Genomic DNA, 25,300 nt, shown 5'->3' with positions numbered 1-25,300 from the left:
CAAGATCGAATATGGGGTGGAAGTGGTCCGGGCCACAGGATTGGTGGTGTGAGGCCGGGCACATGGTCGACGGTGCGTGACGAGGTCTCGGCCGCGCGTGCCGGAATCGTCGGGTGGTGACCGGCTCCGGGGTGGCCCGCACCACAGCCCTCACCCGCTGCGGAGCGATGATGTACGCACGGTGACGAATCGGAGCCCGAAAGCGCCACGCGCACGCCCCGGGCGCCGGCCAGGCCGCCGACGCGACCCGCAGCGGCGCGACGCCGGCCCGGGGGCGGTGCCCGGGCTCAGACGGGCGCCCTGCCCCCGGACTGCCGCAGGTGTTCCGCGAGCGCGAGGAAGACGAAGAAGTTCGGGATCGTGCTCACCGCGGCGCTGGTGAGCGCGCGCCACCGTCCGGCGACCCTGATCTTGACGAAGCCGCTGAACACCTTGATCTCCTGGATCTCGTGCCACTGCGCCGACTCGCGCGCGGATCCCAGCCCGTCCCGGGTGACCCACAGCCGGCCGAACTCCAGCCGCCCCCCGGAGTTCAGCGTGGCGACGGCGCGGGGGAGCTGTGCGCGGGTGACCTCCTGCTGGACGGCCGGCCCCCACTCCCGGGGGTTGGCGAACTTGCCCTTCTCGGCGACCTCGCCGGTCCGGTCCGCCCGCCCGCGCAGGACGACCTTCGCGCCCGCGACATCGGTCAACGTGTACGCGTAGGCCGTGTAGCCGCCGACTCCCGTGTGCCGGACGGTGTTCTGGAGGACCGAGGTCTGGTCGTAGCGGACGGTATGGACCCGGCCCTTCACCACGGCGGTGAGACCGTGATCGTAGAGGTCGAGCCGGACACCCCTGTTCTGCTTCGTCGTCGACCGTTCGATCCAGATGCCCAGCGGGACGAGGAGCAGCAACCCGAGCGGGATGACGGCCAGCACGGCCGCCGCGGTGAGGGACAGCACGAGCGCCAGCCCTCCGAAGACCACGGCCCCGGTCACCGCGCAGCCGAGCGAGCTAGCCCGGGACTGGGTGCCCGGATGGACCGCCCGGCGCTCACCCAGCCGGTTGCGCAGCGCCGCCTCGTCGATCAGTGTCAGAAACTGCTCCTGGCCGTCCGTACGGCCGTCCTGTCCGGTCATTCTCTTCCTCTGTCGTGTCCGGTGGCGCCCGCACCGGCGGGTCGCGGGCGCGGGCGGTCGGGTGGGTCGGGGCGGTCGGGCGGGTCGGTGACGGGCCGGGCGGCACCGGGGCCGGCGGGTCGGCGGTCCCGGCGGCCCCGGTGGAGGGCTCAGCCCGCCCGGTCGAACGCGGCCCGGAGGCGGGGCACGTAGTCGGCGAGGGCCGGAGCCCAGCAGCCGTAGTTGTGGCCGCCGTCGCAGGTGGGCGACAGGGCCGAGCCGTCGCCGTAGTCGACGAAGAGGCTGGGGATGCCGAGCTGGTCCAGACGGGTCCGGACGGTGCCGGTGGCGATCGCGGTGAAGTGGTCGATGGGCCCCTGGTCGCCGGTGTAGAGGGCGATGTCGGTGCCGGCCAGCTTGGCCAGGTTGGCGCCGGCGGCGGGGTTGACCTCGTTCCAGATGTGGTCCGCGTTGAAGACCGGGTAGGGCGAGCCGAAGATCGCGTCGCTGTCCACGTAGGGCCCGTAGCCCACGCACTGACCGGTGCCGGAGGTGCTCGCGGCGCACCACGCGCCCGGCAGGTTGAGCTCCGTGGCCAGGACCGTGCCGCGGATCTCCGGCATGCCGAGGTCGATGCCGCCGGACAGCGAGGCGACGTGGCCGAACAGGTCGGGCCGGTACTCGGCGTAGCGCAGCGCGCCGTAGCCGCCCATCGACAGGCCGACGACGGCCCGGTGGGACCGGTCGGTGAGGGTGCGCAGATTGGCGTCGATGAAGGGGACGACCTGGCTGGTGTGGAAGGTCTGCCAGTTGGCCTTGCCGAGGACGGTGTTCTGCATCAGCCAGTCGGCGTACCAGCCCTTCAGGCCGCCGTCCGGGACGACGGTGATCATCGCGTCCGAGCGCAGGGCCGGAGCGGCCGCGGCGTCGTCCACCGTGCCGGCGCCGCCGTGCAGGAAGTACGCCACCGGCCAACGCCGGCCGGGATCCGCGGTGTAGTCGCGGGGGAGGAAGATCCGGATCTTGTGCGTGCCGGAGAGCTGACCGGTGGTCACGGTGAGCGTGAGGTCGGTGGGCGAGTGCACCTCGGGGGCACCGACCTGGGTCAGGCCGAAGCCGTCGGTGAAGGTCGGCGGGGCGGGTTCGGCCGCGTGGGCGGGCGCGGTGACGAGCAGCGCGGACACGGCCAGCGCGGCGGCGACGACGGCCGCCTTCGCGTGCCGGCGCCAGGCGGGCAGCGGTGAGGTCATCGGTGGTCCTCTCGGGGTGGCGGGCAGGAGGGGCCTGGTGCCCCGCGGTCGGGTAGGGGGTGCGGACGCGGGCCGGCGCTACAGCGCGCAGTAGGCGTCGACCGTCGCCTTGCCCGTGTCCTGCTGGCCCCGCGTCCCGGCCAGCAGGTGGAACTCGTTGTTGGCGCGCGCGACCTGCTTGCCGCCGTCGTCGCTGGTGTACCAGTCGCTGAAGTAGCCCAGCACGGCGCCGTTGTGGCTCCAGGCCCACTGGCCGCACGGCAGTTGCACGTGAACGATGCCCAGGCCGTAGCCGACGGTGCCGTCGGCGGTCACCGGGACGGTGGTCTTGAGCTCGGCCTCCTGCGCGGGCGCCAGCAGCCGACCGGTCACCAGGGCCCGGGAGAAGGCGGTCAGGTCGTCCAGGGTCGACACGATCGCCCCGGCGGCTCCGAAGGTCTGGACGTCGGAGACGGTGACGTCCCGGATGCCGATGCTGATCACCGGGTACTCGTACCCGTGCAGGTAGCTGCCGGAGAGGGTGGGGTCGGCGGTCGGGAAGCTGGTGTCGCGCAGCCCGAGCGGTTCGATGATCCGGTGCTGGATCTCGGTGGCCGCGTCGTTGCCGGTGACGGCCTGGATCACCATGCCGGCCAGGATGTAGTTGGTGTTGGAGTAGCTCCACTGCCGCCCCGGCGAGCTGGTCGGCGCGTGCTGGGCGAGGCCGAGGTCCACCAGGGTCTGGGCCGGCCAGGGCTGGTCGGGCCGGGTGTTCAGCGCGTAGGACAGCGAGAACGCCGCGTCCTTGGCGTAGTCGGGCAGGCCGGAGGTGTGGTTGAGCAGCTGGCGGATCGTGATCCTGGTGCCGTCGTAGCCGTTCGCCGCGACCGCTCCGGGCAGCCACCTGGCGACGGTGTCGTCGAGGGACAGCCGCTGCTCGCCCTCCAGCTGGAGCAGCACGGTGGCGGTGAACGCCTTGGTGTTGCTGCCGATCCGGAACTTCGCCTTCGGGTCGGCGGGCACCCGGGTGGACAGGTCGCCGACGCCCGCGTGCACGTACTGGGTGGTGTCGCCCTGGCGGACCAGGCCGATCACCCCCGGGTATCCGTCGGTGACCCCGAGCTGGGCGCCGGCCTGCAGGATGCCGGCCGCGGTCGGGGTGTCGGCGTGCGCGGGCCCGGCACCGGCGAGGGCGGCGAGTACCAGCGCCGCGCCGGCGGCGGTCAGACGTAGGGGCTTCATCGGGCTCCTCGGGCTACGGGTGGTCAGGGCGGCGCGCGAAGCCCGCGACCGGTCCGGGTGGCCCCGGCCGCCGGCGCCGCGTCGAACCGGTACCCGTGATGCTGCTGCCCGGACGGCCCGACGGACAGGCCACGGCACCGGCCACATGTGACCGGCCGTCCGCTGACCTGGGCACGGCCGCCCCGGCCGGTCCGCCGAGCCCCCTCGGTCACGGTGACCCGGTCGAGGCGGTGGACCCGGTGGACCCGTTGGTCGCGGTGGGCCCGTTCGTCGCGGTCGACGCGGACGGGAAGGTGGCCGGTGCGTAGTGGCTGTGCTGCTGCCGGAAGGTGCGGCCGAGGTGGTGCTGAAGCCGCTCGTGCCGGAACTGGTAGACCGCGCCGGTCTGGCGCAGCACGCCGCGGTGGTAGGCGTCCTCCAGGAACGCCACCGTCTGCCAGGGCAGTCTGCCGGTCAGCGGCAGCCAGACGCGGGACAGGACGAGCCACTGCCCCCAGGCGGTGAACGCGAGCAGGTAGGAGACCGTCCCGCCGATCCCGCCGATCGCGCCGATGACGAGACCGTCGGGGAACCCCCAGCTCAGTGGCCCCAGGACGCCCTGGAGCAGGCCGACGACCAGGCGCCCGCCGCCGGCGATGCCGAGGGTCAGGGCCGGCGCCAGGACGAGGAACTTCCGGCCCACCGTGGCGCGGTTGGCGGCCAGCAGGCTGACCGGGGTGGCCGCGGAGGTCACGTCCACGGGCGCTTCGAGCGCGGCCGACAGGCCGAAGACCAGCCCGGCGGCCGAGCCGAAGATGAGCCCGAAGCACAGCATGTTGATCAGGGTGCCTTCGAGCACGTCCGGATTGGCCAGCGGTGCCCCCGTGTACAGCGCGCGTTCCAGGGCGAGCGCGCACGCGCAGCCGACGCCCATCACGGACCCGCCGAGCAGACCGTCCCCGAACCGGGCCAGGAAGGTGCGGACCGGTCGACGCCCGAGGCCGCGGTGCGTGCCGGGCAGGCGCAGCCGCACCCGGGTCGGTTCGAAGGCCTCCCCGCCCCCGAAGGTGATCAGGATCGCGTACACGGACCCGAAGGCGAGCCCGGCGACCGGCCCCATCAGGCTCCCCTGGAGCAGGACTTCGCCGATCCCGATGCCGGGTCCGAGTCCGAACCGGGCGCCGAGCAGGCCGACGAACAGGACGACGAGCCAGTCGGAGAGGGTGACGCTCAGCGCGGTGGCCACCACGACGGCCAGGACGCGGGTCGAGCGCGGCAGGGAGTCGCCGATCTGCCACCAGGCGAGGTCCTGCCGGTCGTGGTCGAGCCGGACCAGATGGTGGGCGAGGTGGCCGAGCCAGTGCTGGGCGCGCCCCGGGTCCCAGTCCGGCGAGGTGGCCGGCCGGCCGGCGGTGTCCCGCTCCGGGGCGCGGCGCCGGTAGACCGCGGGGACGAAGCCGGCCAGCAGGTGTTCCTCCAGGGACTTCGCGGTGGGGAACCGGGCCGGGTCCAGCAGGTCGGTGGGCGTGCGGCCGGGCGTCTCGCTGTAGGCGGTGCGGGCCAGGATCACCATGAGCGGGGTGGTGAGCACGGCGGCGAGGCGGGCGCCCGCCGGGCTCTCCCCGGCGCGCAGTTCGTCGAGGACGGCGTCCCACACGGACCCGCTGTCGCCGCCGCCCGCACCGTCGCCGCCCGCACCGCCGTGGCCCGCGCCGCCGTCGCGGGTGACCGCCCGGGCGGTCCGGGGCAGGTAGTGGACGAGGTCGTCGAGGGTGAGGTCGGAGAGCTCGATGCCGGCCGCCCACAGCAGCGGCGCGTGCGCCTCCTGGACGGCCTCGGCGAACTCGTCGTGCCGGCTGGTGAGGACCAGCGGCAGGGAGGTGGCGTTGAGCGCGTCGAGAGCCTCCCGCCGCAGGCCTTCCGCGATCTCGTCGAACCCGTCGAGGACCGGCAGGACGAGGTCGGCGTCGACCAGCGCGGCGGCCAGGGTGGAGCCGTGCGGGCCCCGGCGGGCCAGATGCGGGTGGTCGCGCAGCAGCCGGCCGATCAGCCAGTCCCGCAGCGCGGTGGTGGTCGGGTCCCAGGAGCCGAGACCGAAGATGACCGGGACCCGGTCGGAAACGGTCGGGGCCTCCAGGTGGTCCAGGACGAACCGGATGGTGAGGATCGACTTGCCCGAGCCGGCCCGGCCGAGGATCACCAGCCGCCCGGAGGAGATCCGCCGGTACACCTCCGCCACACTCCGCAGGTCACCGCTGAGGTCCATCCGGCGGGCCACGGCCCCCGGGCCGAGGCGCTGGATGTTCTCCGAGCGGTCGGTCAGGCCCGCAGGAGCCCGCTGCCACCGGACCGGGAGCGGGAACGGGTCGTGGACGCGGCGCTGCGCCTCCTCGCGCCGCCAGCGGCGCCTGACCTCCGTCGCCAACTCCTGCGCGGCGTCGACCAGCGCGCCGTGCACCGGCCTCGGCGCGGGCACTGCGGGCACCGCAGGTGGCCCGGGGGCCGGTGGCCCGGGCGGGGCGGCCGGTTCGGGCGGCGTGGCCCGGGCGGGCAGCGGGGCCGGTCCGTCGGCCGGTCCGTCGGGTGGCGCTCCGGTCGGCGCTCCGGTCGGCGCGGGGCTCGGTCCGGGGACCGCGGGGGCCGACCCGCTCCGTGCCGCGGCGAGCGTGACCGCCAGCTGCCGGCGGTCCTCCTGACCGAGGTCGAGGGCGTCGGCCAGCAGGTTCACCGTGCCCAGCCGGTGGTCGGTGGATCTGCCGCTCTCCAGCCGGCGAATGGTGCGCACGCTCACTCCGGACCGCTCCGCCACCTGTTCCTGCGTCAGGCCCGCCTGGCGGCGCAGCCGGCGTAGCAGTGTGCCGAGCTGATCTGTCACCGGGGCGCCTCTCTACTCGCCAGTAAATCGCCGGTGAGCCTACCTGTGACGACCGGTCAGCGATGTCCGGCCGGTTGGCCTGTTCGCCGAACATGACGAACGCCACAATCGCTGCCCTCATGGAGCCGCGGCGCGGCGAGAAGCGAGGAGTCGACGTGGCCTACCGCTACTGGTGCGGTGAGTGCAGTTACCGGACGCCCTGGCTCGGCGAGTCGGACGGGGAGCGGCAGCAGATCGCGCACTACGCGAAGCGGCATCCCGGCACCCCTCCCGGGGGCCATGTCGAGGTCGCCCGGAGCCTGGACGTCGGCTGCGGCTGCCTCCAACTGGCCGCGATCGTCCTCCTGGTGGTGATCGTCGCGGCGGTGTGTGCCCGCTAGCCACCCGCTGTCCGCCCGATCGCCGCCGGGCCCGCCGATCGCCGCCGGGCCGCCGGGCCGTCGAGCGGTCCGGGAGGTCGAGCGGTCCGGGAGGTCGTCGACCGGCCGCTCCGGGCACCGGCCGGGTTTGGCCGGTCCGTGGCCTGTCCGCCCGGGTGGCCCGGGCCGGAGCATGGGGGCCGGGATCGCCGGGCGGCGCCGGCCGCGGGTCCTTCCTGTCGCGGCCTCCCGTGCCGGGACCGCCCGCGCCCGGTCTCACGCGCCGGGACGGCACCCGACCCGACGACCCGCGACCCGACGTCCGGCGACCCGACCTTGTACGCGCCGAATCAACTCAAGGAGATCCATGTCCACTTCACCGCGACCGGGCCCCGAACTCACCCGGCGGTCGCTGCTCCGGACCGGTACGGGGCTCGCCCTGGGCACCGGCCTCGCCGTGGGCGCCGGGGTGGCCGCCGCCGGGCCCGCCGTCGCGACCAACGGCGTCGGCCAGACCGGCGCGCCGCTGTGCCAGCTGCCCGGTGACTCGGCGAGCCGGTACGGGCTGGGCAGCGGCGACCTGGGCATCCCGTACTACCGGGAGCACGACAACACCTGGGGCTATGTGTTCGGCGACTCGTTCGACACCGGCAACGCCTACCTCGGCTCCCCGGTGATCCTGAACCAGGCGGGCTTCGACCGCTCCGGGGCGTCGCCGATCTCCTTCACCTACGCCATGCCGGGCGGAACCGCCGCGCAGCTCTTCGACTACGGGCACGGCGTCGACAACGGCCACGGTGTGGAGAGCACCCGCATCCCCAACGACTGCATCGAGTTCGGCGGTCGCACCTACCTGCAGTACACCTCCGTGGCGCGCGGCATCGGCCCGGACCCGCTGCCGGCCGGCGAGGACGGCTCGTTGATGGCGGGCGTCGCCTACTCCGACGACTTCGGCCGGACGTGGACCGACTACCCCTACCACTGGGCCGGCCAGGACCAGGGGGTGAACCAGTCGATGTACGGGATGTGGTCCTTCGCGGGCATCGATCCGGACGGCTGGCTGTACATCTTCTCCAAGCGCTGGAACGGCACCCACAAGAACACCGCGGACCAGGGCGCGATCCAGCTGTTCCGGATCGACCCGGCCGAGTTCCGCGCCGGCGACTTCGGCGCCCAGCAGAACTGGACGTACGACGGCGGCTGGCACTGGGCCGCCGACGGCACTCCGCCGACCCCGCTGTTCGGCCCGGGGAACAACATCGGCGAGTTCTCCGTCAAGCGGATCAACGGCCGGTACTGCATGAGCTATCTCGACCTGGCGGACGGTTCGATCTGCACGCGCACCGCGTCCCGGCCCGACGCCGGGTGGTCGGCGCCCGTCCCGCAGATCGTCGCGAACAGCACCTGGCCGCCGAACCACTGGGGCCGGCCGCAGGTCGAGAGCCTGTACGGCGGCTACATCCACCCCGGCAGCGCCAGTGCCACCTCACTGACCCTGATCGTCTCGCAGTGGACCGCGCAAGGCGCCTACCGGGTCCTGCAGTTCGACGGGATCCGGCCGTAGTGCCGGCCCCGCACGAGCAACCGCGCCGACCGTCCGGGGCCTTCGACGTGCCCGGGGCCTTCGACGTGCTCGACGCCTTCGAGGCCTTCGAAGCGTCCAACGCGTTCGACACCGTTCACCGTCCGCACCGGAAGGGGTCCGTATGAGACTCGCCGTCCTGGCCAGAGCGCTGGTGGGCGCCCTGGTCCTCTCCTCCGCCGGTCTCGCGGTGACCGGCCCGGCAGCCGCGTCCCCGGACGACGGCCGGACCGTGACCTACCGGGGCACGACGCTCCGGGTGCCGGCGTCCTGGCCGGTGATCGACCTGGACGCGGCGCCGGACACCTGCGTGCGGTTCGACCGGCACGCCGTGTACCTGGGCCGCCCGGGCGCGGACCAGGCCTGTCCGTCCCACCTGCGCGGGCGCAGCGAGGCGATCCTGCTGCAGCCGGCCGTGGCCGGGGCGGAGGGCGGGGTCCGGGAGAACACCGCCTCCCGCGAGATCACCGTGACCACCGGTACGGTCACCGTCACCGCGGCCTACGGCGGCGACCGGGCGGCCGTCACGACGGTCCTCGACCGGGCGGGTCTGCGGACGACGAGCGGGGCGGCGGCGCAGGGGACCGCCGCCCCGCGCGTGAGCGCCGCCGCCCCGGCCGTGAGCACCGCCGTGAGCGCCGCCGTCAGCACCGCGGCTCTCGCGGCCGCCGTGGACGGGAGCACCACCAACTACACCGGTCAGGGCTTCGACCCGTGCGCGGCGCCGAGTTCCGCCACCATGCGCACCTGGATGGACTCCTCGCCCTACGGTGCGATCGGCATCTACATCGGTGGTGTCAACCGCACCTGCGACCAGCCGAACCTGACCGCCGACTGGGTCGCCCGGCAGGCCTCGATCGACTGGCACTTCTTCCCGCTGTACGTCGGCCACCAGGCGCCCGGCGCCTGCCCCGGCTGCGCCACGATCCCGTCGGCGGCCCAGGGCGTGGCCGACGCCGACGACGCGATCGCGCGGCTGACGGACCTCGGCTTCCCCCCGGGCACCCCGGTGTACATGGACAACGAGCACTACGCCCCGCAGTACTCGGGCCTGGTGCTGGGCTACCTGTCCGCCTGGACCACGCGGTTGCACGCCCGGGGCTATCTGTCGGGTGTCTACGGCAGTGCCGGCAGCACGATCTCCGACCTGGTCGCCAACTACTCCTCCTACGCGATGCCGGACGTCATCGACTTCGCGGCGTGGCCGGGCAGCGGCGGTACCAGCACCTCGGACCCGGCGATCCCGGACCAGCTGTGGGCGGACCACCAGCGGATCCACCAGTACACCGGCGGCCGCGACGAGACCTACGGCGGCATCACCATCAACATCGACGCCGACTACCTGGACGTCCGGCTGGCGGCCGCCGCCGGGCGGGGGTGGGACGACTTCGGCGACGGCCGGCAGAACCCGGCGATCGGCCGGGAGGCGAACGGCGCGATGATCGCGTTCGCGGTCTCGCCGGACCAACAGGGGCTGTACTACCGCGAGCAGACGGCGCCGAACAGCGGCTGGGGCTCCTGGCAGCGGCTCGGCGGCCCGGTCGGCGGCCTGCCGGTGGTCGGCAGGAACCCGGACGGGCGGCTGGAGCTGTTCGTCCTGGGCCCCGGCAGGAGCAGCATCCAGCACATCTGGCAGACCGCGCCGAACGGCGGCTGGAGCAGCTGGGACCCGTCCTTCGGAGGCGCCTCCTCCGGAGTGACGGTCGGTCAGAACGCCGACGGGCGCTTGGAGGTGTTCGCGGTGGCGCCGGACCGGAGTTCGATCTCGCACATCTGGCAGACCGCGCCGAACGGCGGCTGGAGCGGCTGGAACGCCGATGGCGGCGGCCCGTTCGGCGGTCCGACGGGCGGTGCGCCGGTGGTGGGTCATGAGGCCGACGGGCGGATGGCGGTCTTCGTCCTGGCGCCCAACGGCAGCGGTGTCGCGATCCGCGAGCAGACCGCCCCGTCCTCCGGCTGGGGTGCCTGGAACGGCTCCTTCGGGGGCGCCTCCTCTGATGTGACGGTCGGTCAGAACGCCGACGGGCGCTTGGAGGTGTTCGCGGTGGCGCCGGACCGGAGTTCGATCTCGCACATCTGGCAGACCGCGCCGAACGGCGGCTGGAGCGGCTGGAACGCGGACGGCGGCGGCCCGTTCGGCGGTCCGACGGGCGGTGCGCCGGTGGTGGGTCATGAGGCCGACGGGCGGATGGCGGTCTTCGTCCTGGCGCCCAACGGCGGCGGTGTCGCGATCCGCGAGCAGACCGCCCCGTCCTCCGGCTGGGGTGCCTGGAACGGCTCCTTCGGGGGCGCGGCGGCGACCGTGAACGTCAGTCACAACGCGGACGGGCGGATGGAGGTGTTCGCCCTCGCCCCCGGCGGCGCGAACATCTCGCACATCTGGCAGAGCGCGCCCAACGGCGGCTGGAGCGGCTGGAACGCCGACGGCACCTTCGGCGGCGCCGCCTGGGTCGGCCCGTGAACCCTGTGGGTCGGCCCGTGAACCCTTCGAGAGGAGCAGTCGAGACCGAGATGTCATCCTTCACCCCTTCCTCCGGGCGTGCGTCGCACCTGCCCTGGACCGCGGTCCGGGCCCTGCTGACGGCCGTCGCCCTCGTCCTCGCCCTGGCGGGCACCGGCCTCGCGACCGCGGGCAGTGCCTCCGCCGCCTCGGCCCTCGGCGGCCCCATCACCCGCGGTGAGATCATCGCGCGGGCCCAGTACTGGGTCGACCACCAGCCGGGCCCCTACGACCAGGGCGGCTACTCGCCGGGCCCCGGCGGCGACTTCGACTACCGCCGGGACTGCTCGGGCTATGTGTCGATGGCCTGGCACCTGGACGCCAACGCCTGGACCGGGTCGCTGTCGGACTCGTACTCGTTCGCCATCGAGCGCGGTGACCTGCGCCCCGGCGACATCCTGGACAACTACAGCGAGCACGTGTTCCTCTTCGACCAGTGGCTCGACGGCGACGGCGACTTCTCCTACTACTCCTTCGGATCGGCCCCGGTCCGGCACCTCACCGCCAACATCGGCGACAGCTCGCTGGACGGGCACCCCAACAGCTCGTTCAGCGCCCGCCGCTATCACAACGTCATCGAGGACAGCGCGGCCACGCCGCACCCGTACCCGTCCGGCCGGATGGTCTCCGGCCGCGATGCGGACGGCCGGCTGGAGACCTTCGCGGCGGGCGCGGACGGTGTCTGGCACGCCTGGCAGCTGTCGGTCAACGGCGGCTGGTCGGAGTGGGTCAACGAGGGCGGCCCGGCCAATGCCCAGCTGGCGATCGCGCCCAACCGGGACGGCCGGCTGGAGCTGTTCGCGCTCAACGGGACCACGCTCGACCACAGGTGGCAGACCGCGCCGAACGCCGGCTGGTCGGGGTGGGCCGGGCTCGGCGGTGGCGGGTCCCGCATCGCGGCCGGCGGCAACGCCGACGGCCGGATCGAGCTCTTCGCCTCCGGCCCCGCCGGGGTGTTCCACACCTGGCAGACCGCGCCCAACGGGGCGTTCGCGGCCTGGGCCGGGGTCGGCGGGCCCGCCGACGCGCGGCTGCAGATGGAGGGCGCGCCCGACGGCCGGCTGGAGGTGTTCGCCCTGTCGGACACCACGTTCGGCCACCTGTACCAGACCGCGCCCAACGGCGGCTGGTCGGACTGGGACTCCTTCGGCGGCGGCGGTCACGGCCTGACGGTCAATCACAACACCGACGGCCGGCTGGAGGTGTTCACCTCCGGCGCCAACGGGGTGTTCCACCGCTGGCAGACCGGTCCCAGCAGCTGGTCGGACTGGACCGGGACCGGTGGGGGAGCCGCGAACTCCGAGCTCTCCTCGGCGCGTTCGGTCGACGGCCGGATGGAGGTGTTCGCGATCAACGGCAGCACGGCCACCCACCTGTGGCAGACCGCGGTGAACGGCGGCTGGTCGAGCTGGGAGACCTTCGGCACCGGCGGTACCGGGATCGCGGCGACCACCAACCAGGACGGCCGGCTGGAGGTGCTGGGCGGCAACGGGTCCGGGGTCTTCCATCGCTGGCAGACCGGCTTCAGCGCCTGGTCGAGCTGGGCCTGGTTGAACTCCACGGCCGGCCCGGCACTCGCCTGACGGGCGCGGCGCGGGGCGGGGGCGTACCGGCGGGGCCCGCCCGGGCGGCAGGAGCTGCCGCCCGGGCGGGCCCTCGGGGTGAGCCCCGGGCCGCAGGCCGCGGGTCAGGCCAGCGGCCGGCAGAGCAGCGCGTCCGGGACGCCGCCGTGCGTCCAGCGCCAGGTCATCGCGACACCCGCGAGGTACTCGCCGGCGGCGCACTGGCCCTTGTAGTACCCGGGCGCCCAGTCACTGGCCGCGGAGTCCGCCCCGGTGGAGGCCGGCGGCCGGTTGTCGCCCCGGTCGAACCAGAGGACCCGGCCCGTGGTGGCCGGCGCACCGGCCGCCGGAGCGCACAGCAGCGCCGCCATCGCGTTGCCGCGGACGCTGTAGCCGACGGCGAGGTGGCCGGCCGGGCACTGGAGCTTGTTGTAGCCCGGGGCCCAGTCGCCGTCGGTGACGTAGCGTTCGTCGGTCACGGTGACCCAGCCCTCCGGTCCGGTGGCGGGCCGTCCGGCGTCGGTGCACAGGCCGCGGCTGTCGCTGCGGCCCAGGCCGATCAGGCGCTGGCCGTCCGGGCAGTTGCCCTTGCGGTTGCCGCCGCTCCAGTCGGGCAGGGCGAGCATCCGCCGGGACACGTTCTGGTCGGTGTGGTCGAGGTCGAGCAGGTTCCAGCGCGCGGACTCCGGTACCGGGCCGGTGTAGGAGGGGGCCGTGACCAGCCGGTTCCAGTCCGCCGCCCGCCAGTCGCCCGGGTCCTCGACGCTGAGCCGGCGGCCGGCCCGGTCGTAGTGCAGCAGGGCCCAGCTGTCCTGGGGCACACCGTCGTTGTGCCAGCCGATCAGCGGCCAGACGGCGAAGTCGGCGTCCCGGGCGGCCAGGATCGCGGTGAAGCGGTCGAACCAGGCCTGCTCCTTGGCGTCGGTCGAGCCGCGCCCGCCCGCGCCGAACTCGCTGATCCAGACCGGAGCGGTGAAGTGCTGCCCGGCCCGGGTGACGAAGAGCGCCTCCTCGTCGACCACGGCCGCCAGTTGTTCGGGGGTCAGGTCCTGGTAGCGCGGATCGCCGGTGGACCCGGGTCCGCTGCCCGCACCGGTGTTGGCCGACCCGGTGTAGCCGTAGAAGTGGGCCGCGTAGACCAGCTTTCCGGAGTCGATCAGGGTGTGCGAGAGGGTGGCGACCGGCTTGAGCATCGGGCGGCCGTGGGGCAGGCCGGCCAGCGGGATGCCCTGCCAGTTGATGCCCTCCATGATGATCAGCAGGTCGGGCGAGGCCTGGAGGATCCGGTTGCCCGCCTCCTCGAAGGCGGCGTACTCGTCGTGGCTGTCGCCCAGGCCCCAGTTGGGGTCGTCCCAGACGTCGCGGCGGACTTCGTTGCGCAGGTCGGCGCCGACGACACGCTTGTTCGCCCGGTACCGGTTCGCCATGAACAGCCAGTCCTCCTCCCACTGTTGGGTGGACTGGCCGCTGTTCCAGCGTTCGCTGCCGTCCAGGCCGCAGCAGAAGCGGTAGCCGGTGGTGTGGTTGTTGAGGACGACGGCGAAACCGTCGGCGGTGAGGGCCGCCACCACGGCGTCGTAGACCTGCAGCGGAGTGCTGCCGCGCAGCTGTGGGTTGGCGGCGACGGCGACGTCCGGGACGACCGTGCTGTCCCGGATCATCGCGTCCGCGAAGGGAAGCCGGATGCTGTTCAGCCCGAGGCTGTGGAAGCCGGCCATGATCTCGGGCAGCGGCGCCCGGTCCAGGCCCAGCGGCAGGTTGTACGACACCTGGCCGGCCTGATTGTTCGCCGGGTCGGTGGTACTGCCGCTGCCCTGCCAAGTGCCCTGGGCACCCGACCAGTTGCCGGACCTCAGCTTGAACCGGTCGCCGGTGGCGTCGACCACGTAGCGGCCGCGGGTGCTCAGCGGGCCGGTCCAGGAGGCCGCCAGTTGTGCGCCGGTGAGTGCCGCGGGGGCGGCGGCCGGCGCGGTGGCGCTCGGCGCCCCGGCGGCCGGCGCCGCCGTGGCGAGCCCGGGTGAGGCCAGGACACCCAGGGACAGGGTCGTCGCCACGGACAGTGCGCGCAGGGCAAGTCTTCTCATGGTCATCCCGAACTGGTGAGGGTGGTGAACGCCGGTCGCCCCCGCCGGGGACCGGTTCCGCGTGTACACGGTCACCCGGGATCCTGGCACACCCGGGAGCCGCCCGGGAGGGCGCGATCCACCCTTCTCGCCCCGCGTTCCCGTCCGGCGGCCGGACGGGCGGTCAGGTCACCGGGCGAGGACGCGCCGGAGCCAGCGGGTACGGGCGTCCCGGGCGTCCCGGGCGAGGGCCGACCGGGGTGCGATGGTGTCGAAGCCGTGGAACGCTCCGGCCCAGACGTGCAGTTCGGCCTCGCCGCCGGCCTGCCAGAGCGCCTGGGCGTAGGCCACGTCCTCGTCCCGGAAGGTTTCGGCGGATCCGACGTCGATGTAGGCCGGGGGCAGCCCGGTGAGGTCGGTGGCGCGGGCGGGAGCCGCGTACGGGGAGAGATCCGCGGCGCCGTACCGGTCGCCCAACAGGGCCCGCCACGCGGTGGCGTTGGAGGTGCGGTCCCAGGTGTCGACACCGGCCATCTGGTGGCTGGAGAAGGTGGCGTCGCGGTCGTCGAGCATCGGGCACAGCAGCAGTTGCCCGATCGGGGTGGGCCCGCCCCGGTCCCGGGTGAGCAGGGCGAGCGCGGCGGCGAGTCCGCCGCCGGCGCTCTTGCCGCCGACCACGACGCGGTCCGCGTCGACGCCCAGCGCGGCGGCGTTCGCGGCGGCCCAGACGAGGCCGGCGTAGCAGTCCTCCACCGGTCCCGGGTGCCGCGTCCGGGGGGCCAGCCGGTACTCGGCCGAGATGACGGCCAGCTCCAGGGGGAGGGACCACTCGCGGAGCAGCTGCGGCAGGACGGACCACGCATTGCCCATGATCATGCCGCCGCCGTGCAGGTAGTACAGCAGCGGCAGCGGCCGGGTGATCCCGGCGGGCCGCGCGCTCACCAGGGTGACCTCGGGCCCGTCCGGCGCTCCCGGCACCCGCAGCTCCTCCACCTCGAACCGGCCGTCGGCCCGCAGGTCCCGGAGGGTCGGCCTGGGTCGGGCCGCGGCATCCCGCTGCTGGCGGACCGCCAGGTTCTCCGGTGTGACGGGCACCCTGGCCACGCCGCCCAGAGCCGCCAGCGCGGCGCCCAGTTCGGGGTCGAACGGCGGCGCGAGCCGGACCGTGAGGTCAGGGCCGGGCCCCGGGGTCAGGTCGGCGGCCGTCATGCCGGGCCGTCCCCTCGGGCCCGGCGACCTCGGCCGGAGCAGCTCGCCGGGTGGTCACTCGCCGGGTGGTCAGGGGACGGGAACGGGAGCGGGGACGGGGGCGGGGACAGAGGCGGGGAGAACGTCGCGACGCGGTCCATGAGGCCTAGTCAAGCACCCGTCGTGGCGCGGGCCCACCGCTCCCCGGTGACGGTCCCCGCGACCCGGCGGGCCGGGTCGCGGGCCCCCGCCCGGCGGGTGGAGCGGGTGCCGGTGCGTGGCTGACAGCGCGCTGTGCGCGGGTTGCCAGCGGCAGGCCGGAGGCTGAACCCGTCGGCACCGCTCGGGCCGGCGCCCGTACGGAGGAGAGGAACGTTTCATGACCCGTGGTGAGTTCTCGTCGGATCGCGTGAGGTGGTCACGCCGGCTGCGGCTGGTGCCGGCCGTGGTGACGGTGTCCGGGCTGGTCCTGGGGGTGGCGACGCCCGCACTGGCCACCCCCGCCCCGGCCGCTTCGGCTGCACGGGCCGCGAAGGCCGGGGCGGCCGGGGCGGCCCGGGACGGGGCCGAGGCGCAGCGGGCCCGGCTGACCGGGCTGGCACGCGAGCTGGTGGCGGCCGGGGCGCCCGGGGTGATCGTGCGGGTGGACGACGGCCGTGGCCGGCCGATCGAGATCGCCGACCAGGCCCCCTGGGCCGCCCGGGACCACCGGCTCGACGCGGGCGACGAGTTCAGGATGGGCTCCAACACCAAGACCATGATGGCCGTCCTCGTGCTGCAGCTGGTCGCCGAGGGCCGGGTCGGCCTGGACGACCCGGTGGAACGGTGGTTGCCCGGCCTGGTCCCGAACGGCGGGGCGATCACCGTGCGGATGCTGTTGAACCACACCAGCGGCCTGTTCGACTACACCGAGGACGCCGCCCTCCGCCCGGCGATCCTCGGCACGGACCCGCGACGCTGGAGCGCCGCGGAGCTGCTCGCGGTGGGCGCCCGGCACGAGCCGCTGTTCGCCCCGGGAGCGAAGTGGTCCTACAGCAACACCAACTACGCGGCCGTCGGCGCGCTCCTCGAACAGGTCACCGGCGCGAGCCCGGCCGACCTGGTCCGGGACCGGATCGCCCGGCCACTGGGCCTGTGGCACACCTACCTCGCCACGGACGGCGGCTGGCGCGGCCGCTACGCCCGGGGCTACGAACCGGACGCCGCCCACATGCCGCCGGGCGTGCCCGCCGAGTTCAGGACGGTCGCCGGGGTGCCGCGCGACGGCCAGGTGGACGTCTCCGGCAACAGCCCGAGCTGGGGCGGGGCCGCCGGCGCGGTGGTGTCCACCGCCCGGGACTGGTCCCGCTTCTACACGGCGCTGATGTCCGGCCGGCTGCTGCCCGCGGCCCAGCTCGCCCAGCTGCGGACCACCGTGGCGACGGACCCGGCGAACCCGGTGGACGGGCCCGGCTACGGGCTGGGCATCGAGACGGCGCCCACCCCGTGCGGCACCATCTGGGCCCACGAGGGGGGAATCACCGGGTACTCCAGCGTCAACTACACCGACGGCACCGGCGGCCGGACCGCCACCGTGCTCGTCCCGACGGAGTTCCGGTACGAGTTCGAGGCCGATCCGAAGCTCGCCGAGGCCGACCGGGCGCTGCAGACGGCCGTGGTCTGCGCCATGTTCGGTGAGCCGGTGCCGGCCGGCGCCGGTACGGCTCAGTCCGGCTGACCGGGGCGGGCCGGGTGCGCCCCGGGCCCGGCGCCCGCCCCGGCGCGGGGTGCGCTCCCGGACGCGTGTCCGGGAGCGTGTCCGGGTGCGGTGATGGCCGCGGTCACGAGGCTTCTGGCCGCGGTGCCTGACAGCGCCGAGCCCGCGGCGTGGGCCGCCGCGAATCCGGCGGCCCCCAGGGCGGCGGAGGCCCGCCGGGCGATACCGCGCGCGTCGAGGTCGTCGGAATCCTCCGCGCCGCGCAGCGCGGTGGCGGCCCCGAGCAGCCGTGCGGCGCCGCACGGCCGGGCCCGGGCCAGCTCGGCCCCGGCCACCACGACGGCCAGCCCGGCCGCGACCGGGGTCTCCCAGGCCAGCACCAGGTGCACCGCCGGGTGGTCGAGCCGGCGCAGCGCGTCGTCGGGGAGCCCCTCGGCCGCGTCGGCCTGGGCGAGCACGCTCAGCAGCAGGGCCGTCAGGTGCGACGGGGGCTCCTGCTCGGCGGGTGGCGCGGCGAGGCCGGCCCGGGCGTGCTCACGGGCCGGCCCCGGCCGCCCGGCCCGCCACTCCAGCCGGGCCAGTCCCAGCCGCACCTGCGCCCACAGCTCCGCCGACCCGCTCTCCGCCACCTGGTCGAGCAGGCCCGCCAGGCGCTGCCGGCCGCCGGTCACGTCCCCGGTCCGGGCGAGGATCAGCGCGGCCTCCACCTCGTTCTCGACCGTGTACTCCCGCATGCCGAGCTCCTGGAAGTACCGGGTCGCCCGCTCGTTCATCGCCAGTGCGGCGGCCGGATCGCCGGACCGCTGCCGGATCGACCCGAGGGCGCTCAACGTGGTCGCCAGGCCCCAGCGTTCGCCGAGTTCCTCGAAGCCGCTCAGCGCGTGGGTGAGCAGGTGGTCCGCCCGGGTGAGGTCCCCGGCCCGCAGGGCCAGCCGGCCCCGGACCGTCCAGCCGAACGATCGGCTCCACGGGTCCGGCGGTCCGTCGCCGCAGCCGGCCGCCGCCTCGGCCGGACCGGGCGCCGCCGGGGCGGTGAGCGCGGTCGCCGACCGGGCCACCTCCAGCAGGGGGTGGGCCGTGCGGTCGACGCCCTCCAGCGCCGGACCGATCCGCCCCAGGGCGGCCGCGGCCTCCTGCGGCCGGCCGACCTCCGCGGTGCCCAGCGCGTGCGCGACCACCACCAGCGCGCGGGCCACCGGATCGGCGGGCCCGGGCAGCTCCAGGACCGCGCCGAGCAGGTCCAGCGACTCCGGAGGGTTGCCCCGCATCGACCAGAACCAGCTCAGCGCGGCACCGAACCGGACGGCCGTGTCGGTGTCGCCGGCCGTGATCGCCCGGCGGATCGCGGCCAGCAGGTTGTCCCGCTCGGCCGACAGCCGTGCCAGCCAGCGCAGTTGGTCGCGGGTGCGGAGCCGGGGATCCGCGCTCTCGACCAGGTCGAGGAGGAACCCGAGGTGCCGGCTGCGCGCGGCCTCGACCCCGGCGTGACGGGAGAGCTGCTCCAGGCCGTACTCCCGGATCGTCTCCAGCATCCGGTGGCGCAGCTCGCCCGCGTCGGTGGCCCAGACCGGGTGCAGCAGGGACTTGTCGACCAGTGCCGTCAGCAACTCCCGGACGTCGCGGAGCCGGTGGCCTTCGGTGTGGTGCCGGTCGCCGGTGCTGTGCGGGTCGGCGCTGTCGTGCGGGTCGGTGGTGCCCTGCTGGTCGCCGGCGTGGTGGTGGCCGGTGTCGTGCTGCTGGCCGGGCCCGGCGACCGCCAGCGCCGCGTCCTCCGTGAAGCTGCCGGGCACCACCGCCAGCCGTTCCAGCAGCGCCCGCTCATCGGCGGGCAGCAGGTCCCAGCTCCAGGCCACCACCGCGCGCAGCGTCCGGTGCCGGGGCAGCGCGGTGCGGCTGCCGCCGGTGAGCAGCCGGAACCTGTCGTCCAGCCGGGCCGTGACCGCTTCGATCGGCAGCGTGCGCAGCTGCGCCGCGGCGAGTTCGATCGCCAGCGGGAGGCCGTCCAGGCGCCGGCAGATCTCGACCACCGCCGTCAGTGCGTCGCCGTCCAGGGTGAAGCCGGGGCGGACCGCGGCGGCGCGGTCCTGGAACAGCCGGACGGCCGCGCAGGCACGCGCCTGCTGGGCCGTCGAGCCCGGTACGGGCAGCTCCAGGGGGACCACCGGGTGCAGGCTCTCACCGTCGATCCGCAGCGGTTCCCGGCTGGTGGCCAGGATCCGCAGTCGGGGGCAGCGGGCGAGCAGGGTGGCGGCCAGCGTCGCGGCGGCCTCCACCACGTGCTCGCAGTTGTCCAGGACGAGGACCAGGTCGTCGTCCGCGAGTTCCTCGATCAGGCGGTCGAGGACGCCCTCGCCGGGGGCGGGAGCAGGACCGGGGTCGCGAGCAGGACCGGGGTCGGGTGGCTGGGTGCGTCGGGGCGCGCCGGCCTCGCGCGTGCGCAGGGCGTCGAGCACCGCGCCGGCCACGCCGTCCGGGCCGACCGGGGCCAGGGCGACGAACCACACCCCGTCGGACGGGGTGAGGCGGTGCCCGCCGGCGCTCGCCAGCCGGGTCTTGCCGGCTCCGCCGGGGCCGACCAGGGTGACCAGCCGGGCCCGGTCGAGCAGCCCGACCACCCGGGCGAGGTCGTCCCGGCGGCCCACGAAGCTGGTCAGCGGAGCGTCGAGGTTGCCGTGCGGCCGCGACCGCCCGGCCGCCGGGCGGTCCGACCGGTGCCGCGGGGGCAGGTCGCCGCGCAGCACGGCCAGGTGGGCCGCCCGGAGCCGGGGCCCCGGGTCGCTGCCGAAGGCCTCGGTCAGGCGGTCACGCACCCGCTGGTAGGCGGCCAGCGCCTCGGCGCCCCGGCCGTCGGCGGCCAGCGCGCGGATCAGCTGGGCGTGCAGCTGTTCGTGCAGCGGGTGGTCCGCCGTCAGCGATTCGAGCTCGGCGACCAGCTCGGGGCCGGGCCCGAGGGTGAGATCGGCCTCGATCCGGTCCGCCAGGGCGGCCAACCGGGCCCGGCCGAGCCGCTCGGCCGAGGCCTCGGCGAACGGTGCCTCCCGGACGTCCGCCAAGGCGGGGCCGCGCCACAGGACGAGCGCCTCACGGAGGGTGGCCGCTGCCTCGGCGGGCCGGCGCTGGTCGAGTAGGTGCCGCCCGGCACGCGCCAGGTGCTCGAACCGCACGCTGTCCACCGCGGCCGCCTCGACGGTCAGCCGGTACCCGGCCGGTCCGGCGGTGAGCAGGCCGGGGCCGCCCAGGACGCGCCGCAGCCGGGACACCAGTGACTGCAGGGCGTTCGCCGGGTCGGCCGGCGGTGCGCCGGCCCACAGCGCCTCGGCCAGGACCTCCGGTCGGACGGCGCGCCCGGCGTCCAGCGCCAGCCGGGCCAGCAGCGCCCGCAGCCTGGGGCCGCCGACCGCTACCGGGCCGGCGTCGAGGTCCAGCACCACTGGTCCGAGAAGGCCGACGTGCACCCGCCCACTATCCCAGCCCCGCCGGTTCGAGCGTCAAGCCGATGGGCTCCCGGCCGCGGGCCGGCGGCGTCGGTGCGCGCGGCGACGCCCGGGGCCGCCGCCCTGCACCCCGCGCCCGGCACCCGGCACCCGGCACCCGCGCCCCGCGCCCGGCACCCGCGCCCCGCGCCCGGGGCCCGCGCCCGGCACCCGCACCCGGGGCCCGCACCCGGCCCGCCCCCGCCTGCGGGGCCGGCTCCGCCGGTCCGGGACAATGGCGCCCATGACCACCACCCTCGATCACCCCGCCGGCGTCGCGGCGGAGACCGCCCGCTTCGTGGCCGTCGTCCGCGCCGCCGATCCGTCGACCAAGGTGCCCACCTGCCCGGACTGGACGATGACCGACCTGGTGCGTCACGCCGGCAGCGTGCAGCGCTGGTTCACCGTGCTGCTGCGGCAGCGGATCCAGGAGCCGCCGCGCAGCCGCGAGGTCGACCTGCGACTGCCGGAGCGGCCGGAGGGCTATCCCGACTGGCTGGCCGAGGCCGCGGCGCAGGCCGGAGCGGAGTTCGCCGCGGCCGACCTCGACGCGCCGATGTGGGCCTGGGGCGCCGATCAGCACGCCCGGTTCTGGGTCCGTCGGATGCTCTTCGAGACCCTGGTGCACCGCGTGGACGCGGAGCTCGCGCTGGGACTGCGTCCCGAGATCGACCCGGCGCTGGCGGCCGACGGAGTGTCGGAGTTCCTGGTCAACCTGCCCTTCGCCGCCGTCTTCGCACCCCGGACCGCCCTCCTGCGGGGGGCCGGCCGGAGCATCCGTTTCACCCGCACCGACGGGGACGGGGACTGGCTGGTCCGGCTGCGGCCCGACGGCTTCGGACTCGACGACTCCGGGGCGGCCGGCGACGGGCCCGACTCGCAGGCTGCGCAGGTGCCCGCCGACGCGACCGTGCGGGGCACGGCCGCGGACCTGCTGCTCCTGCTCTACGGCCGGCTGGACCGGGCCGACGACCGTTTCGAGCTGGCGGGGGACCAGGAGCTGCTGGCGCACTGGTTCGCCAACTCCGCCTTCTGAGCGCTCCGCCTGCCGTGCTGCGGGGCGGGCGTGCGGCGGCCCCGGGCGGGGCACCGGATCAGCTTGCTCTTTCACCTTTCCGATCTTGGTGTTCGGTCATGGTGAGGTCGCGTTTGACGGCCTTTCCGACGTCGTGGCGGGGTGCGGCCGTGCGGTTCTTGGCGCCGGGTGGTCGTCCGGGGCCGGGTTTGCCGGGTTTCGGCACGCTGGCGGGAAGTGCGCTGATCAGGCGGATGTTCCTGAACCCCGCCGGACGCGGGCCGGTGTGAGCCGGCCCGGGGCGGGGCCCCTCCCAGGGCCGGCGGAGGTCCTCGGCGAGGGGGCGGGCGAGGCGGAGCCGGGTCAAGATCAGAGCGTGATCCAGTACCGCCGCACGGGGCCGAACCCGGTGTCGCGGACGTCGTCGAGGACGCCGCCGTGCCGCGTGATCGTCTTCGCCGAGGCGAGGTTGTCGACCGCGCAGGTGACCAGCAGGCGGTCCAGGCCGAGCGCCCGGGCCTCGTCGAGCATCCGGCCCAACGCCCAGCCGGCCAGTCCGCGTCGACGCGCGGAGGGCCGGATGCCGTAGCCGATGTGGCCGAACTGCGGCACGAAGTCGTCGGGCCCGTGCCGCAGGGCGATCCCGCCGAGCACCCGGTCGTCCTCGACGATCCACCGGTACCGGCAGCCCGCGCGGCCGGCCTCCGCCGGGCCCGCCGCGTCGGACAGCCGGGCCACCCAGGTGGCGAACCCGGCCGGGGAGCCGGTCTCGTCGGACGGGAGCAGCCCGAAGCCGTCCTCGTGGACACCCGGTCCCCACTCCTCGTGGGCCTCGGTCCAGGCGGTGTGCAGGCGGGCGGTGGGCTCGATCAGTTCGGGCATACCGCGACGATACGGCCGGGCGTGCGGACCGGGTCCGAGGCCCCCGGCCGGCAGGCACGGGAAGCACGGGAAGCACGGGAGGGTACGAGGCGACGGGCCGGGTGCCCCTGGCGCACCCGGCCCCACAGAGAGCGAGCGCCGGTCAGACCCGGTCGGCCGCGATCAGGACGTACTGGAAGGAGCCGTCCTTGTAGGAGGAGATGAACGCCTCCTCGATGCCCGTGACCAGGGAGGAGGTCGCGCGGAGCTCCCAGTAGGGCAGGGTCGCCGGAGTCAGGTCGATGACGGCCTGCGGGACGAGGCGGTTGTCCGCCATGGCGCGCAGGTACTCCCGGCGGGAGTGGATGTTGCACTCGAAGTGCGCGTTGATCTGGGACACCCACTTCGACGGCTGCCCGTAGGCGGGGTTCCAGCAGCCCGTGATGGTGACGTACCGGCCGCCGACCGCCAGCATCCGCGAGTGCTCGGCGAAGAGGTCGTGCAGGTCGACGTACATGCTGGACTCGTTGTTCCACGAGCCCGCCACCTGGCCGGTCTCGAAGGGCATGTCGAGCATGTTGCAGACCCGGGAGCGGACCGAGCCGTCGATGCCGAGCTCATGGGCCCGCCGGTTGCCGAACTCGGCCTGCTTGGCGGACAGGGTGACGCCCTCGACCTTGCAGCCGAAGCGCTGGTGGGCCATGACCATGGAGCCGCCGCGGCCGCAGCCGGCGTCCACGAGGGTGGCGTCGGGTGTGATCGGGCCCAGGTGGTCGAGGAGCACCCCGGCCTGTGCGGACTCCAGCCGGTGCAGCTCGGTGATCACCTTCTTCTCGCGCTCGCTGTCGGTCGGGTCCCCCAGCGAGGCGTGGTCGACGTCCCCGATGCCGTAGTGGTGGTGGTAGAGGCCGTCGACGTCACCGAGGCGCAGATTGACGGGCCGGGCCTCGTGGTCCCAGTAGCGGGCGATGTCGCCCTGGTAGGGGGTGGCCGGTCCGGGAATGAGGCCGGTGGTCGTGGTGGGGATATCGGTGGTGGTCATTGGTCAGCTCCTTGGTTACCAGAAGTCGGGCAGGCTGTAGCGGTAGGTGTTGGTCTGGTGCCAGTAGTGGTTGGCGTCGATCCACACGGCCGCGCCGCGCAGGAAGCGCAGCAGGGCCGGGGCCGGGCAGGCGGCGGCCAGGGCGGCGGCTTCTGCCTCGAAGGCGTGCATGAGGTCGTTGTGGACCTCGACCGCCTTCAGGTAGCCCTCGCGGTCGGTGCGGCCCTCCTGCTCGGCGATCACCACGGGCAGGTTCAGGTGCCGCCCGGGGGCGGCGAGTTCCTTGGTGTAGGAGTACAGGTCGTTGACGATCGTGGTGGCATTGGACCCGAGCGCGATGACCCGTTGCAGCGCGGGCAGCGAGTGGAGGTCCGCGGGCAGCTCGTATCCGCCGACGGTGTCCGTGATCGTCGGGCAGGGGCGGAAGTTGTTGAACTGACGCATCGCCAGGTACTCCCACACCGCGGGGACGTGGTCGGTCTGGGCCCAGGCGGCCTCGGCCAGGTAGCCCAGGTGCAGGCGGGCCATGTCGTGCCGGAACCGGTCCGTCCGGGAGGGGCTCGCCGCGGCGTTGAAGTAGTCCATGGCGGAGCGGTAGGCCCGTCGGGGGGCGTCCGAGCGGAGGGACTCCTCCCAGGCCGGCTGGTACTCCGCGGTGGTGTGCAGGGGGTCGAGGGCGGTGTGGGCGAGCAGGAGGCGTCCGCCGAGGCCGATGGGTGAGCCGCCGTGGTCCTCGCAGTAGTAGTCGTCGACCGCGTTCTCGGCGACCATCAGCCGGGTGGCGATCATCAGATGCTCGATGTCGGGGGCGTCGGGATGGCAGGCGACCATGTAGCGGCTCACCGAGAAGCCGTCGAACTGGTCCTCCCACTCCGGCGGGTACAGCTGGACCTCGTCCATCGCCCAGGTCTTGATCCGGCGGCCGACCTCCGCCACGCGCTCCGGATCGGGCTCTGGCACCGGGTGGTGGTAGAGGCCCGGAACGGGATCACCGGCCCGGGGTGCCGACGCTCGGCGGCCCGGGACCAGGCCGGTCGTCCCCAGGCCGCTGGGGCCGTTGAGGATCCGCTCCAGGGCGGTACGGCTCATGACCGTACCGCCGACGTCTCCGCGGTGGTCTCCGGTCCGGTGTTCACGGGCATGGATGGGCCTCCCTCCGAGCAGGACCGCGCATCATGACGGGTCGTCATCCGGCGCGGCGCAAGGGGGATCCCCGCAGGCACTGCCCCCCTTGTCGTTCGCTGATCACGGTAGGTGGGGCGGCGCGGCCCGAGGCGCTTCGCGGCGGTCGATCTACTCGATAGGGTGAATGTGGGCGAAGATCAGGTTTGAAGTGCTCTTGGTGCGGTCGGCGCCCCCGGTCGGGGTGCCGGCCGATGCGCGGCACGGCTGCCGACGGCAGGTCTCCGGTGCGGGGCCGGGCTCATGCGTGTACGCAGCTCAGGGGCGGCCCGATGCCCCCGGGGGCGGGCCGTCGGGGTGTCGGGTCGTCGGAGCGCAACCCGTTCGGGGGTGTCCGCCCGGGGGCGGGCGG

The 25,300-nt window shown here is 74.7% G+C and carries 15 protein-coding genes and 2 pseudogenes; 6 read left to right on the top strand and 11 right to left on the bottom strand.

Annotated features, from left to right (window positions below):
* Positions 1-287: 287 nt before the first annotated feature.
* The 4 genes from ACIQTO_RS37105 to ACIQTO_RS37090 form a co-directional block, all read right to left on the bottom strand.
* Entirely contained in the window at positions 288-1,121 is an 834-nt protein-coding gene (locus ACIQTO_RS37105) for a DUF6585 family protein (RefSeq protein ID WP_402397908.1), read from the bottom strand.
* Between the two features lie 149 nt (positions 1,122-1,270).
* Positions 1,271-2,350 (bottom strand): alpha/beta hydrolase, encoded by a 1,080-nt coding sequence (locus ACIQTO_RS37100; RefSeq protein ID WP_402397905.1) that lies wholly within the window; start codon positions 2,348-2,350, stop codon positions 1,271-1,273.
* Positions 2,351-2,428: 78 nt separating this feature from the next.
* Positions 2,429-3,571: a serine hydrolase domain-containing protein gene (locus ACIQTO_RS37095; protein WP_402397902.1), complete on the bottom strand. Its 1,143-nt coding sequence runs from the start codon at positions 3,569-3,571 to the stop codon at positions 2,429-2,431.
* A gap of 208 nt (positions 3,572-3,779) precedes the next feature.
* On the bottom strand, positions 3,780-6,425 hold the full coding sequence (locus ACIQTO_RS37090) for a helix-turn-helix domain-containing protein (RefSeq protein ID WP_402397899.1): 2,646 nt from the start codon (positions 6,423-6,425) through the stop codon (positions 3,780-3,782).
* A 92-nt stretch (positions 6,426-6,517) separates the two neighbouring features.
* Between ACIQTO_RS37090 and ACIQTO_RS37085 the strand changes: the two genes are divergently transcribed.
* From ACIQTO_RS37085 to ACIQTO_RS37070, 4 genes are all read left to right on the top strand, one after another.
* Complete coding sequence (locus ACIQTO_RS37085) at positions 6,518-6,805, top strand: hypothetical protein (RefSeq protein ID WP_402397896.1); 288 nt, start codon at positions 6,518-6,520, stop codon at positions 6,803-6,805.
* Positions 6,806-7,151: 346 nt separating this feature from the next.
* A complete protein-coding gene (locus tag ACIQTO_RS37080; protein WP_402397893.1) occupies positions 7,152-8,348 on the top strand; it encodes a DUF4185 domain-containing protein in 1,197 nt (398 codons plus the stop codon).
* A gap of 142 nt (positions 8,349-8,490) precedes the next feature.
* Entirely contained in the window at positions 8,491-10,827 is a 2,337-nt protein-coding gene (locus tag ACIQTO_RS37075; RefSeq protein ID WP_402397890.1) for a glycoside hydrolase domain-containing protein, read from the top strand.
* Positions 10,828-10,877: 50 nt separating this feature from the next.
* Positions 10,878-12,449 carry a hypothetical protein gene (locus ACIQTO_RS37070; RefSeq protein ID WP_402397887.1) on the top strand — a complete coding sequence of 524 codons (1,572 nt, stop codon included), beginning with the start codon at positions 10,878-10,880 and terminating at the stop codon, positions 12,447-12,449.
* Between the two features lie 104 nt (positions 12,450-12,553).
* Here ACIQTO_RS37070 and ACIQTO_RS37065 read toward each other — a convergent pair whose 3' ends face one another.
* A complete protein-coding gene (locus tag ACIQTO_RS37065; protein ID WP_402397884.1) occupies positions 12,554-14,518 on the bottom strand; it encodes a glycoside hydrolase family 5 protein in 1,965 nt (654 codons plus the stop codon).
* Between the two features lie 162 nt (positions 14,519-14,680).
* Positions 14,681-15,700, bottom strand: coding sequence for an alpha/beta hydrolase (locus tag ACIQTO_RS37060; RefSeq protein ID WP_402397881.1), 1,020 nt, complete (start codon positions 15,698-15,700; stop codon positions 14,681-14,683).
* A gap of 388 nt (positions 15,701-16,088) precedes the next feature.
* On the opposite strand from ACIQTO_RS37060, the gene ACIQTO_RS37055 reads away from it, so the two are divergent.
* Complete coding sequence (locus ACIQTO_RS37055; RefSeq protein ID WP_402397878.1) at positions 16,089-17,396, top strand: serine hydrolase domain-containing protein; 1,308 nt, start codon at positions 16,089-16,091, stop codon at positions 17,394-17,396.
* Here ACIQTO_RS37055 and ACIQTO_RS37050 read toward each other — a convergent pair.
* The gene (locus ACIQTO_RS37050; protein WP_402397875.1) at positions 17,384-20,830 is read right to left on the bottom strand and encodes a BTAD domain-containing putative transcriptional regulator; all 3,447 of its coding nucleotides are present in this window, start codon (positions 20,828-20,830) and stop codon (positions 17,384-17,386) included. The two genes, ACIQTO_RS37055 and ACIQTO_RS37050, sit on opposite strands and share 13 nt — an antisense overlap.
* Before the next feature lie 262 nt (positions 20,831-21,092).
* On the opposite strand from ACIQTO_RS37050, the gene ACIQTO_RS37045 reads away from it, so the two are divergent.
* Positions 21,093-21,884: a maleylpyruvate isomerase family mycothiol-dependent enzyme gene (locus ACIQTO_RS37045; protein WP_402397872.1), complete on the top strand. Its 792-nt coding sequence runs from the start codon at positions 21,093-21,095 to the stop codon at positions 21,882-21,884.
* A 58-nt stretch (positions 21,885-21,942) separates the two neighbouring features.
* Here ACIQTO_RS37045 and ACIQTO_RS37040 read toward each other — a convergent pair.
* The 4 genes and pseudogenes from ACIQTO_RS37040 to ACIQTO_RS37025 all read right to left on the bottom strand — a co-directional run.
* A pseudogene (locus ACIQTO_RS37040) lies at positions 21,943-22,227 on the bottom strand (transposase); the annotation flags it as partial.
* Positions 22,228-22,232: 5 nt separating this feature from the next.
* Entirely contained in the window at positions 22,233-22,745 is a 513-nt protein-coding gene (locus tag ACIQTO_RS37035) for a GNAT family N-acetyltransferase (protein ID WP_402397869.1), read from the bottom strand.
* A 142-nt stretch (positions 22,746-22,887) separates the two neighbouring features.
* A complete protein-coding gene (locus ACIQTO_RS37030; RefSeq protein ID WP_402397866.1) occupies positions 22,888-23,766 on the bottom strand; it encodes a geranyl diphosphate 2-C-methyltransferase in 879 nt (292 codons plus the stop codon).
* 15 nt (positions 23,767-23,781) lie between these two features.
* A pseudogene (locus ACIQTO_RS37025) lies at positions 23,782-24,846 on the bottom strand (family 2 encapsulin nanocompartment cargo protein terpene cyclase); the annotation flags it as partial.
* Between the last annotated feature and the right edge of the window lie 454 nt (positions 24,847-25,300).

Source organism: Kitasatospora sp. NPDC091207, assembly GCF_044768625.1.
Taxonomy (GTDB): domain Bacteria; phylum Actinomycetota; class Actinomycetes; order Streptomycetales; family Streptomycetaceae; genus Kitasatospora.
The sequence above is the reverse complement of the archived record's forward strand: the minus strand, read 5'-3'. Positions and strand labels throughout refer to the sequence as shown.